General features: G+C 38.1%; 18 protein-coding genes. 10 read left to right on the top strand and 8 right to left on the bottom strand.

Translation table 11 applies throughout. From position 1 onward, the window contains the following. The first annotated feature begins 4 nt into the window (after positions 1 to 4). The 6 genes from H5R64_RS01505 to H5R64_RS01480 all read left to right on the top strand — a co-directional run bounded on the left by H5R64_RS01505 (position 5) and on the right by H5R64_RS01480 (position 5,365). Positions 5 to 847 (top strand): two-component system regulatory protein YycI, encoded by an 843-nt coding sequence (locus H5R64_RS01505; protein WP_182580480.1) that lies wholly within the window; start codon positions 5 to 7, stop codon positions 845 to 847. 14 nt (positions 848 to 861) lie between these two features. Beyond that, positions 862 to 1,668: an MBL fold metallo-hydrolase gene (locus tag H5R64_RS01500; protein ID WP_182580481.1), complete on the top strand. Its 807-nt coding sequence runs from the start codon at positions 862 to 864 to the stop codon at positions 1,666 to 1,668. 94 nt (positions 1,669 to 1,762) lie between these two features. Continuing rightward, positions 1,763 to 3,010 (top strand): S1C family serine protease, encoded by a 1,248-nt coding sequence (locus H5R64_RS01495; protein ID WP_182580482.1) that lies wholly within the window; start codon positions 1,763 to 1,765, stop codon positions 3,008 to 3,010. A 105-nt stretch (positions 3,011 to 3,115) separates the two neighbouring features. Then, complete coding sequence (locus H5R64_RS01490; protein WP_182580483.1) at positions 3,116 to 3,613, top strand: phosphatidylglycerophosphatase A family protein; 498 nt, start codon at positions 3,116 to 3,118, stop codon at positions 3,611 to 3,613. Positions 3,614 to 4,067: 454 nt separating this feature from the next. Next, positions 4,068 to 4,547, top strand: coding sequence for a 23S rRNA (pseudouridine(1915)-N(3))-methyltransferase RlmH (gene rlmH, locus H5R64_RS01485; protein WP_182580557.1), 480 nt, complete (start codon positions 4,068 to 4,070; stop codon positions 4,545 to 4,547). A 272-nt stretch (positions 4,548 to 4,819) separates the two neighbouring features. Continuing rightward, positions 4,820 to 5,365 (top strand): NADPH-dependent FMN reductase, encoded by a 546-nt coding sequence (locus H5R64_RS01480; RefSeq protein ID WP_182580484.1) that lies wholly within the window; start codon positions 4,820 to 4,822, stop codon positions 5,363 to 5,365. A gap of 207 nt (positions 5,366 to 5,572) precedes the next feature. Here H5R64_RS01480 and H5R64_RS01475 read toward each other — a convergent pair whose 3' ends face one another. From H5R64_RS01475 to H5R64_RS01455, 5 genes are all read right to left on the bottom strand, one after another. Beyond that, positions 5,573 to 6,439 carry a DUF4097 family beta strand repeat-containing protein gene (locus H5R64_RS01475; protein ID WP_182582603.1) on the bottom strand — a complete coding sequence of 289 codons (867 nt, stop codon included), beginning with the start codon at positions 6,437 to 6,439 and terminating at the stop codon, positions 5,573 to 5,575. A 2-nt stretch (positions 6,440 to 6,441) separates the two neighbouring features. Next, positions 6,442 to 6,777 carry a hypothetical protein gene (locus tag H5R64_RS01470; RefSeq protein ID WP_182580486.1) on the bottom strand — a complete coding sequence of 112 codons (336 nt, stop codon included), beginning with the start codon at positions 6,775 to 6,777 and terminating at the stop codon, positions 6,442 to 6,444. An 18-nt stretch (positions 6,778 to 6,795) separates the two neighbouring features. Continuing rightward, positions 6,796 to 8,286 (bottom strand): cardiolipin synthase, encoded by a 1,491-nt coding sequence (gene cls, locus H5R64_RS01465; RefSeq protein ID WP_182580487.1) that lies wholly within the window; start codon positions 8,284 to 8,286, stop codon positions 6,796 to 6,798. Positions 8,287 to 8,396: 110 nt separating this feature from the next. Further along, positions 8,397 to 8,849, bottom strand: coding sequence for an NUDIX hydrolase (locus tag H5R64_RS01460; RefSeq protein ID WP_182580488.1), 453 nt, complete (start codon positions 8,847 to 8,849; stop codon positions 8,397 to 8,399). A gap of 10 nt (positions 8,850 to 8,859) precedes the next feature. Then, positions 8,860 to 9,288 carry an OsmC family protein gene (locus H5R64_RS01455; protein ID WP_182580489.1) on the bottom strand — a complete coding sequence of 143 codons (429 nt, stop codon included), beginning with the start codon at positions 9,286 to 9,288 and terminating at the stop codon, positions 8,860 to 8,862. Between the two features lie 416 nt (positions 9,289 to 9,704). Here H5R64_RS01455 and H5R64_RS01450 point away from each other — a divergent pair, with 416 nt between their 5' ends. The 3 genes from H5R64_RS01450 to H5R64_RS01440 all read left to right on the top strand — a co-directional run bounded on the left by H5R64_RS01450 (position 9,705) and on the right by H5R64_RS01440 (position 12,696). Then, complete coding sequence (locus H5R64_RS01450) at positions 9,705 to 9,926, top strand: transcriptional regulator (RefSeq protein ID WP_182580490.1); 222 nt, start codon at positions 9,705 to 9,707, stop codon at positions 9,924 to 9,926. A gap of 106 nt (positions 9,927 to 10,032) precedes the next feature. Further along, complete coding sequence (locus H5R64_RS01445; RefSeq protein WP_182580491.1) at positions 10,033 to 12,249, top strand: ATP-dependent Clp protease ATP-binding subunit; 2,217 nt, start codon at positions 10,033 to 10,035, stop codon at positions 12,247 to 12,249. Positions 12,250 to 12,345: 96 nt separating this feature from the next. Next, on the top strand, positions 12,346 to 12,696 hold the full coding sequence (locus tag H5R64_RS01440) for a type II toxin-antitoxin system PemK/MazF family toxin (protein WP_182580492.1): 351 nt from the start codon (positions 12,346 to 12,348) through the stop codon (positions 12,694 to 12,696). 220 nt (positions 12,697 to 12,916) lie between these two features. Here H5R64_RS01440 and H5R64_RS01435 read toward each other — a convergent pair whose 3' ends face one another. The 3 genes from H5R64_RS01435 to H5R64_RS08695 form a co-directional block, all read right to left on the bottom strand. Continuing rightward, entirely contained in the window at positions 12,917 to 13,060 is a 144-nt protein-coding gene (locus tag H5R64_RS01435; RefSeq protein ID WP_182580493.1) for a hypothetical protein, read from the bottom strand. Between the two features lie 174 nt (positions 13,061 to 13,234). Then, on the bottom strand, positions 13,235 to 13,642 hold the full coding sequence (locus H5R64_RS01430; protein ID WP_372456608.1) for a GNAT family N-acetyltransferase: 408 nt from the start codon (positions 13,640 to 13,642) through the stop codon (positions 13,235 to 13,237). A 3-nt stretch (positions 13,643 to 13,645) separates the two neighbouring features. Beyond that, positions 13,646 to 13,813 carry a hypothetical protein gene (locus H5R64_RS08695; protein WP_372456607.1) on the bottom strand — a complete coding sequence of 56 codons (168 nt, stop codon included), beginning with the start codon at positions 13,811 to 13,813 and terminating at the stop codon, positions 13,646 to 13,648. A gap of 120 nt (positions 13,814 to 13,933) precedes the next feature. Between H5R64_RS08695 and cls (H5R64_RS01425) the strand changes: the two genes are divergently transcribed. Further along, entirely contained in the window at positions 13,934 to 15,412 is a 1,479-nt protein-coding gene (gene cls, locus H5R64_RS01425; RefSeq protein ID WP_182580494.1) for a cardiolipin synthase, read from the top strand. The last annotated feature ends 31 nt before the right edge of the window (positions 15,413 to 15,443 follow it).

The raw sequence follows: 15,443 nt of genomic DNA, 5'->3' as shown, positions 1-15,443 counted from the left end.
AAAAGTGAACTTTAAACGAATTCAATGGATCTTTTTCTTTGCTTTCCTGTTATTTGATGTAATTATTGCTAGTTCATTACTAGTTGAAAATCGCTTTATCGTAACAAATAACCAGACTGGCCGTTCATCTATTATTTTGAAGGAAATGAAAGACGATTCAATTAGTTATGGGAAATTAGAAAGTGGTCATCAAAATGGGTACTATCTTTCCGGTTACCGTTCGGCAGAAGATGGACAACTAGATAATGCTGCTGTTCGACTACATGGTCAAGAGACCCATTTCTCTAATAATACTTTGACGAGTGAATTTAGTGAGCCGCTTAATATAAATATTGAAACACCTAATGTTCGACTAAATGAATTAATTCATAATACTCACCAAGTTGCATTGGGAAAGCATTATCGATATAATCCTTACCTTTCAACTAAGCGGGTGATTGTATATACACAAATAGTTGAAGGCTGGCCGGTAATGAACGGGGATGGACAAATTCGCTTTCGGGTAAATTCGAATCATGAAGTTACTGGATACACCCAGACGTTTTTGGAAGGGGTAAAGATTCTTCGGCCAGAATCATCTACCATTAGCCAAAAGAGAGCTGTCGTTTGGTTATATAAGCATAATCAAATTCCTAATAATTCACGAATTCGGTGGGTTCAGCTAGGATATTCCCGTTTATTAAGTACTAATACTGATAACCGAAACGTTTATATTCCAACCTGGGTTGCAGAAATAAAAACGAAGAATTCAGGTGCGGTTGATCGAATTTCCATCAATGCATTCAATAGTACCATTATGAAGGACATTACAACTAGCGTTAATACGGAAGCACTAAATCGGAAGTAAAGGAGTAATTTGTGGTGACAGAACAAGATCCATTACGTTACAGTATTTTGGCAAGTGGGAGTGCGGGAAATGTAACCTACTTGGAAACGAATAATCACCGAATCTTAATTGATGCTGGATTGAGTGGGAAGCGAATTGAGAATCTGATGGCGAAGATTAACCGTTCACTAGTAGACGTCGATTCAATTTTTGTGACTCATGAGCATACTGATCACTGTCATGGTGTTGGAGTTCTTGCGCGCCGTTATGGAATGGATATTTACGCAAATAAGGAAACTTGGGATGCAATGACAAGTAAGATTGGGAAAGTTCCACTAGAGCAAAAACATATTATTGCCCCAAATAGTGTTAAAGATCTGGGAGATATTGATGTTGAGAGCTTTGCTGTATCGCACGACGCAGCGGAACCACAATTTTACCAAGTTCATCATAATAACAAAACTTTTTGTATTATTACGGATACTGGTTATGTCTCTGATCGAGTTGAGGGTACGATTCGTAATGCGGATGCCTACTTAATGGAATGTAACCACGATACGGAAATGTTAAGGATGGGACCTTATTCCTGGCCATTAAAGCAGCGGATCTTGAGTGATACTGGACACCTTTCTAATGAAGAGGGAGCAGATGCTTTAATGGATGTTCTGGGTTCGCGAACCAAGCGGATTTTTTTGGGTCACAGGAGTCAGCACAATAACATGCGTTCACTGGCCCATTTAACCGTTGCAACGATGATGGAAAAACATGATTTTGGCGTTAACCATGATTTTCAACTTGAGGATGCCGAACCAGATAAACCAAGTAAGCTTTTAAGCCTATAATAGGAATTACTGAATAGCAAATAAAACTTCAAGAAAATTTCAAAGATTAGCGATATATTTAAAATGATGATTAAAAGATTGGAGGAGTTACCAAATGAGGGAACAAAACCAAAACCCACGGAATATGAAAAATAAGTTTTGGTTGAAAGTCGCTGGAGTCGGGCTTCTGGCCGGATTGGTTGGTGGAGGTCTGTCTCTAGGGATCGGCAACGTAATTGAAAATCATGTTCAAACTACAAGTACTAATGTTCCAGCAGGCTCTAATAAGTCTGGTGGAACTGAAGTAAATAAGAATAAGGCAGATTTGAATAGTCAAGCTACAAAGGCCTATAATTTGACTAAAGATGCCGTTGTCAGTGTTATTAACAAGCAGGAAGTTCAATCTTCTGATCAAGGGATTATGGGGTTATTCGGTGGTCAGATTAGCGGTGACTCTTCTAATTCTGATAGTTCCCAGAATTCCGGAAAACTACAGACAGCAAGTGAGGGTTCTGGAGTAATTTACAAAAAGAGTGGTAACTCCGCCTATATTGTTACTAATAACCATGTTGTTAAGGGGTCAAATGCACTACAGGTAATTTTAAGTAATGGTCGGAAGGTGAATGCCAGTCTTGTTGGTTCTGATGCCGCTACCGACTTAGCAGTATTAAAGATTAATTCAGCAAATGTTAAAACCGTTGCTGAATTTGGTAATTCAAACTCAATTGCAGCTGGTCAAGATGTTTTGGCGATTGGTTCACCAATGGGAAGCGAATATGCCAATACCGTTACGAAAGGGATTATTTCTGCAAAGAGTCGGACATTAAAGAGTGGAACGGATGGGACGCTAACTTCCGTAATTCAGACTGATGCTGCAATTAACTCAGGTAACTCTGGTGGTCCGTTGATTAATATGGCTGGACAAGTAATTGGGATTAACTCAATGAAACTAGCAGGCAGTAGTGATGGTTCTTCTGTTGAGGGGATGGGATTTGCAATCCCTAGTAATGAAGTGGTTAAGATTATTAATCAATTGATCAAGAATGGAAAGGTTTCGCGACCATCACTTGGAATTAGTATGATTGACTTAAGCCGAGTAACAACTGATCAGCAAAAGTCAGTCTTGAAACTTCCGTCAAGTGTGGATAAGGGAGTTGTGATTATGGATGTTGAGAGTGGTTCGACAGCACAAAAAGCAGGGTTAGAACAGTATGATGTTATTACTAAGTTTGGTAATGATAAAATTACAAATACCAGTTCATTAAAGACTGCTCTGTACAAATACAAAATTGGCGACACCGCTAAAGTAACGTACTATCGTGATGGACAACCGCATACAGCAACACTAGAGTTATCAAAGTAAGAAATAGGATATAGAGGAAACTGCATTACTTTATTCATTTAGGATAAGGTAATGCAATTTTTGCTTTATAATAAAAATACTATCAAGAATGAGGAGAACTTAATTATGAATAATCCTAAGTTTAAATATCCAGACACGAAGGCCTATGATTTTGTGGTAGATCGATTAAAAAAACGTGGAGTGACGCAGAATGATTTAGCACAGATTGTTTATGAAACACAACACCAGTACGAACCCCAAGTTACACTAAAGGAATGTGAAGATGCTGTTGTTGACGTTATGCACAAACGTGAATTGATGAATAACGCAATGGTGATGCTCGAATTGGATCGACTGACTGAAGAAGGACAGGTAGATGAACCTCTAGCCTCAATCATCAAAAATGATGCGGGAGTATTCGGTGTTGATGAAACAATTGCGTTACAGATTGCGACGATTTACGGGACGATCGGGACGACTAACTTCGGTTATTTCGATCGGGTAAAGTCGGGAATCATGAAGAAATTTGATACGTCTGATCTACATGTTAATACCTTTATAGATGATCTCCTGTCAGCGATTGTTGCCGCAGTTTGTGGAAAAATTGCTCATAAGTATGCCTGATTCATGAAAAAAACGAATAATTTAACGTTTAGTTATTTGATTATTCAGTTAACCACAGATTGTGATTAATGAACCACGATCCGTGTTATTTTTAGCTTCAAATTACTGATTAATTTTCCTGTGGAAAAGTCAGTGGAAAAATGAGTTAAAATATTCCCCTATATATAGATATGCTATAGTAACAGTAATTAAAGATGTGCAAAACTTATCCACAAGTTAATGCTAGGTATGTGGATAAGTGGAAGAAATTAAATTATATTAACTAAAATCGTTGATATATCAATGCTTCAAACGAAAATTAACGAACGTTTGTTTCTGTTAATAATTGTGGATAAGTCAATTTTAGGAAAACGATTTCATGCAGGGCTTACTGCCGAACATTCGGGATATTAAGAACATATATAAGCTTCTTGTGGATAACTCTGTGGATAAGATGTTGAAAGTGGTGGATAAATTGAATATTAAAATTATTGGTGTTGGAAAATTAAAGGAAAAGTATTTTAAAGCTGGAATTGCGGAATATTCAAAACGGCTTGGTCGGTTTTGTAAATTTCAAATTGTAGAAGTATCAGACGAAAAAGCCCCAGAATCATTAAGTCAGGCTGAGATGGACGAAGTAATGGCAAAAGAGGGACAACGGATTATTGAAAAGATTAAGGATAAAGAATATGTATATGCCCTTGTTATCCAGGGAAAGGAACGGACTTCTGAAGAGTTTGCAAAGGAAATTAACCAATTAGCGACATATGGCCATAGTGATATTACTTTTGTAATCGGGGGGTCACTTGGTCTTAGTCCAGAAGTCTTAAAAAGAGCAGATACTCAAATTTCATTTGGTCGCTTTACTTTACCTCACCAATTGATGCGACTAGTATTAACAGAACAAATCTACCGGGCATTTACGATTATTAATGGTCTGCCATATCATAAGTAATAAAGAGGTTCATAAATGTTTCGCTTTTCATTTGTGGACTTATTTGTTTAAATATTTAAGAAAAATATGATGGGATGATTATTGAAAATATTATTTATCTTGGTAATACTTCCATTGCTAATATTTGGTTCAGTGAAAAGAAAAACTGAATAGCTAAGAAAAACAACTCTAAGTAGACTGCTTCATTAGTAATGAGAGATGTTTTTGTTGTTTTCATTGTAAAATCTGGTTATGATTAAGTCGAAGTAATTTAAGATTAGGAGTGATCTTCAATGAAAAAAGTCGGAATAGTTATCGGCAGTACTCGTCCTGGACGTCGAAGCAAGCAAGTAGCTGACTGGTTACAAAAACAGTTATCTGAAAGTACCAAGATTGAATTTAATGAAATTGATCTGAAGGCGCTAGATTTACCGTTCCTTGATGAAAGTCGAATTCCCGCTCTTGGTCAGTATGAACATAGTTATACTCGTGAGTGGAGTAAGTTGATTTCAAGTTATGATGGACTAATTTTCGTTTTCCCCCAATATAATTGGGGTTATCCAGCAGTTCTTAAGAATGCCTTGGATTATCTTGCAAATGAGTGGAAGGATAAATTAGTAAGTTTAGTAACGTTCGGTACTCATGGTGGAGCACAGGCACAGATTGCGATGCATTTAGTAATTACTGGGTTTCACATGAAACAAATGGCAATCAATCCTCAATTAAAGATCAGTCCAACTGACTCAGTAGCAGAGGTTGACCGAATCCTTCATACCTATGATCCAATTGCTCAACTTTTACGGGCTGAATTTGAAAAAGATTTAACAAAGAAGGACTGACTAAGTAGTTAAAAAGATTGTGACCGTACTAAGGCACTTGTTGTTGCCAAGCTAACTTAACGGCCATTGCGAATGATCCAGTTAGGTATTACTAGAAAAGACTGGTGTTGACTATGTTGTCTTCACTGTAAAAAAGTTAAACAACTCCTAATGAAAAGGACCCGTGAAGAAATTTTCACGGGTCCTTTTCGAATTTAAGTAGTCTAGCTATTTAATTGTGTTATTTCCACTAATGCTCTTTAAGAAAATAACGTTTGGTGAATCAAGCATTTGTTTAAGTGAGCCACCATCGCTAACTCGCCGTTTTAGTTTATTTGAACCGCTTGTAGTTGTGAGCTTGGCACCATCAATTTTTGACTTAATAATCGTATTATCGCCACTTTGGTTGGTAACGGTGTAATGACCAGTGATGGTTAACCGGTGGCCACTAAAATTACCAGAAGAAAGGGTAGAATTTCCCTTAATAAGGGATGTTTGGCTTAAATCAATATCACCACTCTGTGTTATTAATTTAGTATTGAAAAGTGAGGAACGTCGGATAGAAATGTTACCACTGGCTGTTGCGATCTTTCCACCGTTGAATGCACTATTAAGGATGTTAATATCACCGCTATTACTATTAAGGGTTACTTCTTTTACTGGAACACGGTTAATAACTAGATCATTATTAACGTGTCCCTTAATTTTAGAAAGCGTGAGCCCTTTAGGAACAGTAATTATGAATCGTTCATCATCAGAGTTATTCCCAATATGAAAATTATTGAACTTGGAATATGTAACGGGCATTTGGGTAATTTTGAGGACCCCGTCCTTAACCCGAGCATGAACGGGGTGGGTCTTCTTGCCGTAATAAGAAACGGTATAGTGTTGACCTTGCTTAATTACTACATCAGCAGAACTAGCAGTAGCATTAATCTTTGAGAATTGTTTACGAGTAATGATCTCTTTATTGGCTTGGGATTCTTCAATTGGCGTCATTGGATCAAATGGTTGCTTATGTCCTAGGTAAGCAATTCCAGAAATAATTAGTCCACAAACGAAAAGAATGCTTCCCAATTTAATTGCTTGTTTCATTGTTACTTACCTCCCCAGCGTTGCTTAATCACACTAATTATCCACTTTATTGCTTTAGTCAACCATTTAATAGCCCAAATAATAAGAGGGATAATGATAACCAAAAGTCCAATTTCAGCAATTAGTAATCCGAGATAAAAGAAACTAGTCCAGATATTAACTGACCAGTATTTCGTCATTTCGACGATTACAATATAAGCAAATGAAAAGCCAGTAACCAGTCCAGAAAAGACCATCATAATTAAAGTGAGGAGTGATGGAAGGACAGCGAGAACTCCAATAATAACAAGAATTCCAATTAAAACATTTTTAATTCGTCTAGCATTTTCTCCAGTCATTTTTCTTCCTTCCGTAATTTAGAAAATCGGTGCTAAGAGGTGGGAAAACTGTTGCTTGAACTTTAACCACCGTGATTGTTTAGCAAAGTATTCCTCTGTCATTGGAGTACAGTTTATTAGATCGTCTTCAAAGATCTTCTTGAGCTTACTGGAAAGTTCGGAACTATAGGTAAAGGCGTTGACTTCAAAGTTAAGTTTGTAGCTTCGGTAGTCTTGATTAGCTGAACCAACAGATGCGATATTTGAGCCACTAACCATTGTTTTAGAGTGGATAAAACCATTATCGTAGCGGTAAACCTTAACCCCATTTTGTACGAGATATTTAGCATAATATTCGGTCATCCGGTAAACAAAAGGGTGATCAGGCATGCAAGGAACCATGATTCGGACATCTACCCCGCTCTTTGCTGCAATAATCAGGGATTCAAGGATCGAATCTTCGGGGATGAGGTAAGGAGATTGAATATAAACGTATTTTCTAGCAGTTGCAATAATTCCTTCGTAGCCTCGTCGAATTGCAAAATCTTGGTTATCAGGACCTGAAGAAACGATTTGCATTGGCACTTCTTCCGGATCATCTGACTTGGGGTACTGAATAGTGAAGTTTTTTAGTTCATTCTCAATTGAGATCTGAGGTTGATGGGTTTTTCGACAAGTAGTGTTCCAATCCATTGCAAAACGAACTTCCATCATTACTGAAGCCTGACCAATAACTCGTAAGTGGGTATCTCGCCAGTAACCAAACTTGGGACTATCTCCCAGATATTGATCTCCAATGTTAAAACCACCAATGTAACCAATATTATGATCGATAATTACTAACTTTCGGTGAAGGTGGTAGTTTAACCGTGGTGAGGTATACCACTTATCTGAACTAGAGATGAATGCCTGGGCTTCTCCTCCTAATTTTTCTAATGGTTCAAAGAAGGATGGTTTTGTTCCGTGAGAACCACTCGCATCGTAAAGGACACGAACCTTAACGCCACGCTTTGCTGCACCAACTAGTGCATCGAGAATTCGGTTTCCAAGATGATCAGCATAAAAAGTATAGTATTCAACATCAATAATTTCTTTCGCATGATCAATATCGTCAACCAGTTGTTCAAATTTAGCGTGTCCATCGGTAAAGACTTCAACGTGGTTGTTAAAAGTTAAGGGAGCATCATCATTATTAAGATTTAGGTTAGCGAGCATTCGTGCCCGAGGTCTTTGATTACTTTTAGGAAGCAGTTCATGTTTTTTTAATAATTCATGCTGCTTCTTCATGAAAGTATCGCGATATTTCGCTTGTTCTTCTTGAATAGTGAAGATATCATCTTGTGATAGTTGTCGTCCAACAAACATATAAAGGATAAAACCGAAGACCGGAAAAACTGATAAAACGAGTAACCAAGCCCAGGTTGCTGCAATATCTCGTCTACTCCTAAAAACTGTCCAAATTGCGAAACCAATGTTAATTAGCCAAAGTACTTCAATGATGCGCCGAATGACATCCCATGTCCAAATCATAATCTCTCTCCTTATCACGACTAGTAATATATCAATTCTAGCATAGTTGGAGTTTGGTGAGAGGGGAAGTAACTAAAAAAGTCGCCTTGAAAAAACGTCAAGACGATTTTTTAGTTAGTATATACTTTAATTAATTGCCACATCTCTGCGTGTTGGTCATTAAAGAAATGTGGTGGTTCCTGATTGAGATCAAAGTATTGGACCCTTACTGTTTCACCAGGTTTAGTAGCAAAATGTTCATGATTGGCTAATCTTACGAGGTAGAAGGCATTAATTGGTTGAACTTTATCCCCGTTTGGATAGGTATAAAAATTTTGATCTTGAATTTTAAGTAGTTTAACTGGAGTAACCTCAAAGCCAGCATCTTCTTTAAACTCTCGCTTTATAGTATCAGCAAAAGATTCGCCATATTCCATATAACCACCAGGAAATCCCCAGTCCCCAGTGTCGGCTCGCGCTTGTAGAAGTACTTGCTGATTAGAGTTTAATAGAGCACCTGAAGCACTAGTCATGATTAGTGCCTCATGGCCAACCTTATCACGAACTCTTTTAATATAAGACATTTATATTCTCCTAGTCTTCTACAACGAAGCCATCCTCAACAAGCTTTGTTCCGTAAGCTAAGGTATTTTCTACCGGACACTTACGGGCGACTTCAGCGAGAAATTTTTTGATGTCTTCTTCAGATTCATCACTACGTAAATGAGGTGTGTAACGGATTTCGGTAAATTTGTACCGTTTGTCATCGTCACTCACGTTTTCCCGACCAAGATCACCGGAAATGTTAACCCAGAAAGCTTGAAGATCGAAATTCCGTTTTCGGGCTAATTCAGTAGCAGTAATTGCTTGACAAGCACCAAATGAGGTTAAGAGAATCTCAACAGGATTCATCCCCGTATTAGTGCTTCCAGGTTCATCAAAAGTAATTTCAAAACCTCGCGTTCCTGCAGCAACTTGCATCCCGGTAGTAGTTTTCGTGGCCTTTACTTTATACGTACTCATACTTGCTTCTCCTCCTTACAAATACATAAATATGACTTTTCAATCAACTCTAAGTATGCCTGAAGTGATAGAGGGACGCAATAAAAATGCCTAGATAATTCTTATCAAATTTTCATAAAAATAAAAGGACAGTGACAGAAATTGCCATCGTCCTTTTACTAAATTGGAATGAGTAAAGTAGTAATTCCCAGATACTTGGGGAATATCTGGGAATGGAATGTTAGCACACAAAAGAAAAGGGATTACAAGGATACTAAATTAGTCATTCCTCAATTGATTAAGAGATTACTAATATTCTAATTCATTTTTAATTAAAGTCAATAAGCTTTTTAAATTTTTTTTGTAAAATTCACTATACCACACTTGTGTTACTTTATAGATGTGGTATAATTATTAATGTAAGGGAAGTGAGAAATATGCGGATTAATATTAAACAATACTTGGAAGTCCATAATTTAACGATTTATCAAGTATCAAAGCGTTCCGGATACGGTTACACCACTTTACACAAATCCTTTAACAAACCACAGTCGAGTGCAACTCCGCTGAATTTAAGGGATTTAGATGCTTTAGCTCGGGCACAGCATAAACATATGTGGGAGGTCCTGAAAGAATTAGAAGAGCATTATTTAAACTAAAGCATGATGCATTATATTAGCTTCAAGCTAATAAAACATCTATAATAAATGTAACAATAAATTTTTTATTAATTTGATTAAAGAAGATTAAGGGAGGAATGTACCTATGGCACAAAATCCAATGAATCCATTTGACGGAGACATGAATGACATTTTTAACCAACTAATGGGTGGAATGAATGGTTTTAATTCTGACAACCGCCGTTACCTCATTAATGGGAGAGAAGTTACTCCTGAAGAATTTGCTCAATATCGGCAAACGGGCAAGTTACCAGGTGGCGCTGCTCCACAACAACCAGGTCCACAACCTAACGAAGGTAAGCAAAGTATCTTATACAAGTTAGGACGTAACTTGACTGAAGAAGCTCGCCGTCACGAACTCGATCCTGTTATTGGCCGGAACAAGGAAATTCAAGAAACTGCTGAAATTTTGAGTCGGCGGACAAAGAATAACCCAGTTTTAGTTGGAGACGCTGGTGTTGGTAAGACTGCTGTTGTTGAAGGTCTTGCTCAAGCAATCGTTTCTGGCGATGTTCCAGCAGCCATTAAGGATAAGGAAATTATTAGTATTGATGTTTCCAGTCTTGAAGCTGGTACTCAATATCGTGGTAGTTTCGAAGAAAATATGCAAAAGCTAATTGATGAAGTTAAGAAGGCTGGAAATATTATCCTCTTCTTCGATGAAATTCATCAAATTATTGGTGCTGGTTCTGCTGGTGATGCAGATGGTTCCAAGGGAATGTCTGATATTATGAAGCCAGCATTGTCACGGGGAGAAATTACCGTTATTGGTGCTACTACCCAAGACGAATACCGGAATACTATTATGAAGGATGCTGCTTTGGCTCGGCGGTTCAACCCAGTAACAGTTAATGCTCCAAGTAAGGCTGATACTATTGCAATTCTTAAGGGGATCCGTGACTTGTACGAACGTCACCACAACGTTAAGTTACCAGATGATGTTCTCCAAGCTGCAGTTGATTACTCAGTTCAATACATGCCACAACGAGCATTGCCAGACAAGGCTATTGACTTGGTAGATATGACTGCCGCTCACTTAGCAGCTAAGCACCCAGCACACGATGCAAAGCAAATTGAAAAGGACATCGAAGGCGAAAAGAAGAAGCAAAAGGAAGCAGCTAAGAAGGAAGACTATAAGGCTGCCCAAGCCGCTAAGGAAAAGATTGCTGATCTTGAAAAGCAATTGAAGGAAGGCTCAGAAAGCGACAAGGTTACTGCAACTCCAGAAGATGTTGCTAATGCCGTAGAGCAAATGACTGGTATTCCGGTTTCTAAGATTGGTGCTAGTGATGTTGAACGGTTGAAAGATATGGATAAGCGTCTTGAAGGTAAGGTTATTGGTCAGGATAAGGCTGTTGAAGCTGTTGCTCGTGCTATTCGTCGTAACCGTGCTGGATTCGATGAAGGGGACTCACCAATTGGTAGCTTCCTCTTCGTAGGACCTACTGGTGTTGGTAAGACTGAACTTGCAAAGCAATTGGCACTTGATATGTTCGGTAGCAAGAACGACATTATTCGTTTGGATATGTCAGAATACTCAGATCGGACAGCTGTTTCTAAGTTGATCGGTGCTACTGCAGGATATGTTGGTTACAATGACAATGGTAATACCTTAACTGAAAAGGTTCGTCGTCACCCATACTCAATCATTTTGCTTGATGAAATTGAAAAGGCCAACCCACAAGTTATTACTCTCTTGCTTCAAGTTCTGGATGATGGTCGCTTAACTGATGGTCAAGGTAACACTATTGATTTCAAGAACACAATTATTATCGCTACATCTAACGCTGGTTATTCTAACGATGCACCAGTTAAGTTAGGTAACGACAACGATGAAGAAGACCTGATCAAGAAGTTAACTAATTACTTCCGTCCTGAATTCTTGAATCGGTTTAATGCCATTGTTGAATTCCACAGTTTGAGTAAGGAAGATTTGAAGCAGATTGTTGACTTAATGTTAGCTGAAGTTAATAAGACATTGGCTAAGAAGGGCATGGACGTTAAAGTTACCCCAACCGCAAAGCAATACTTGATTGATGAAGGTTATGATGAAGCGATGGGCGCTCGTCCACTTCGTCGGGTAATTGAACGTGAAATTCGTGATAAGGTTACTGACTACTACCTTGACCACCTTGATGCAAAGCACTTAGTTGCTGAAATGAAGGATGGTAAGTTGGTAATTGTTGATGCTAAGGACGCTGCTAAGGATGACAGTGACCAATACAAGTCAGCTGATGAAAAGAAAGAAGAAAAAGCTGACAACGACAAGAAGAAAACTGATAACCAAAAAGAAGATAAGTAATCAGTAGACCCTGAGGAGGATGGAAACTTGTTTTTCATCCTCTTTTTTCTATATTGATATAATGATGTACCATTTAATCTGAAGGGATACTAGCGAATGAAGGAAAAGGAAGTAAAACGGGGCGATATCTTTTATGCTGATCTGTCGCCTGTAGTAGGTTCTGAACAAGGCGGTCAGCGACCAGTCGTAATTATTCAAAATAATGTAGGAAACCACTTTAGTACAACTGTAATTGTGGCGCCAATCACAACTCATTCGGAGAAAAAATTAATGCCGACCCACGTTCCGTTAACCACAGAAATAACCGGAATTCCGCGAAATTCTGTTGTTTTATTAGAACAGGTGCGAACGATTGATAAGCAACGGTTAATGGACCGGATTGATCACCTTGGACCTTCAGTAATGAAGAAAGTTAATCGAGGATTACAAATAAGCCTCGCATTATGATTGAAAGCTTAAGTACAGTGATCAAAAGGAGCTGTAACATGAGTCTCAAATATAGCTGGAAATGCTATAGCGGAGTACATAAAGAGGACTCTAGCATTCGGAAATACCGAACGTTAGAGTCCTCTTTACGTTTCTAAAGGCTAGCTTCGTGTCGATAGGGATGCCTAGAGGTTAACCTCACATTGAAAAATGAGAGATCCTGTCTTACTCCTCTATCAAACTAGGCAGCATTTTCTTTAAGGTGTTTAATTTTAATCTCAATCAAACCGACTTCTTCCCCAAGTGTAAAGAAGTTAGTTTGAAGTCGAGAGAATCGGCTTTGAATTGATGTACTGGTTGGTAAACATTGTTGGTTTAAGTACATCTTCCAAAATTCATCATCTAATTTTAATCCAACTCGATTACTGAGTTGTTCAATTTTCGGATTAATCTTTTGGATCTTAGTTAATTAATTCGTTTTGTTTGCGAACAAAATGACCAAGATCGTTTTTTATACCGCATGAAACTACTCCAATAGAATATATTTATTACACACCATCTATTTTAGCAGTCCTTTCATAAAGGTGTTAGTGACTTTATGAATTTTATAATTACGATGAAGGTTTAATTCAAAGGCGACTCGCTTGGGATCATTATTATCAACAACGTTAATTTCACCGCGACGAATAAAACCAAATTTTTTTACTATTTTTTGCATTCGTTGATTTTTTTCATGAGTATCAAAACGGAAATTAGATCGTTTTTGTAGTTGACCAACGGTAATAAGGTTACTAAAAAGAATACTAGAAAGACCTTGGCCGCGGCACCGGCTTGAAATTGCAACTCGGTGAATTGTTGCATAAGGTTCATTCGGTTGTTTCCATTGACCATTCTGGATATTTTTGTATGTTGGATCAGGCGTAAGCTGGAGGGCAGCAGTTCCAACAATTTGATTGCCAACAACCAAGACTCAGCTTATTTCCTGGGAAATATCTGTAGTAATAGCTTTGCGGTTGGGATGACCGTCTTGCCATTGGGGACTGCCATCTTGCTTTAATAATGCTCGTGCGTCTTCGATAATCTCCATTATTTTATCTAGATCTACTGGCTTTGCTCGACGGAGATAAGTCGTTGTCATATTTTGGCCTCATTTCTTAAAATTATTACTTTTAATTATAAGACAGATAAATTTTTTAGGGACTGCCGTTGGTTATCTTGAATTGTTGAGTTAAAATTTAAAAAATAAGGGGGTGTCGTGATGATACTAACATGGAGCATTATAAAATGGGGATTATTGATAATTATTGTTATTAACGAGATCGCGGCACTGTTTACTGTGTTTAGGGAGAAACGTGATATTGCAGCAACGTGGGCATGGCTCCTTGTACTTCTTTTACTTCCTGTTGTGGGATTTGTTTTTTATGCGTTCCTTGGCCGTAAACTTCCCCAACGGAGCTTGGAACGAATTAAGTCTCAGACACAGCTAAAGCTTAAACAGGCAGTTGAACGGCAAAAACTTCAATTTCAAAATATGCCGAAGCCAAGGCACTCTACTGTCCAAATGTATCGGCGGACAGTGATGCTCTTCCAAAGCTTGGACAACGCATTTTTAACTCGCCACAATAACGTAAAGATTTATACTAAGGGTGATAAACTCTTTCGGCAGCTTTTCGATGATATTGAAGCTGCAAAAGAGAGCATCAATATTGAATTTTATACTATTTATAACGATCAAATTGGAAACGAATTACGAACTTTGTTGGAACAAAAAGCAGCAGAAGGTGTCGAAATTCGGGTCCTTTATGACTCGTGGGGTTCAATGGGGGTTCGTGCTGATTTCTATAATGGTCTTCGCAAACGAGGTGGCTATGCAACACCATTCTTGATGACCCACAGTAACTTTATTGATTTCCGGATGAACTATCGTGATCACCGAAAAATCGTTGTAATTGATGGTGAAATTGGCTACGTTGGGGGCTTTAATGTCGGTGACCAATATCTTGGTCGAGTAAAGAAGTTTGGTCCCTGGCGTGATACTCACTTACGGATTATTGGTGGCGGAGTTTACAGCCTTCAACAGCGCTTTATTCGTGACTGGAATGCTTCTGTTAAGCATAAGGATAATCGAATTAACCACTTTAGTCGGTTCTTCCCCGAGATTAAACTTAATAAGAGTCGACTCGAAAATGAAACATCGCTGCAAATAGTTTCTAGTGGCCCTGAATCACCCCAAGAGAATATTAAATTGGGATATTTACGGTTAATTAATGCAGCAACTGATCATATTTGGATTCAAACTCCATATTTAATTCCGGATGATAGTGTAATTGATGCTCTGCAGGTAGCAGCTCATTCGGGTGTCGATGTACGGATTATGCTTCCTTGTAAACCGGACCACCCGTTTGTTTATCGAGCTACTCAGTATTATGCACGGGTACTAGCAAACCATGACATTACGATCTACTTTTATGAAAAAGGGTTCTTGCACGCTAAAACAATTATGATCGATGGTCGGATGGCAAGTGTAGGTTCTGCTAATCTTGATTTTCGGAGCTTTAAGCTAAACTTTGAAATTAATTCCTTTATTTATGATCGTGATATGACAGATAAGTTGGAGCGGATCTTTATAAATGATATTCGTAATTCACGGGTGATTACGCCAGAGATGTTTGCTAACCAGTCACGGTGGTTGCGGTTTAAACAAACTTTTTCCCGGTTACTATCACCGATTTTGTAAGAATAAAAAATGAGTAATTCTTGTTAGGTAA

Source organism: Limosilactobacillus fastidiosus (assembly GCF_014145505.1).
Classification (GTDB): domain Bacteria; phylum Bacillota; class Bacilli; order Lactobacillales; family Lactobacillaceae; genus Limosilactobacillus; species Limosilactobacillus fastidiosus.
This window is presented reverse-complemented; position numbering and strand designations above follow the sequence as displayed.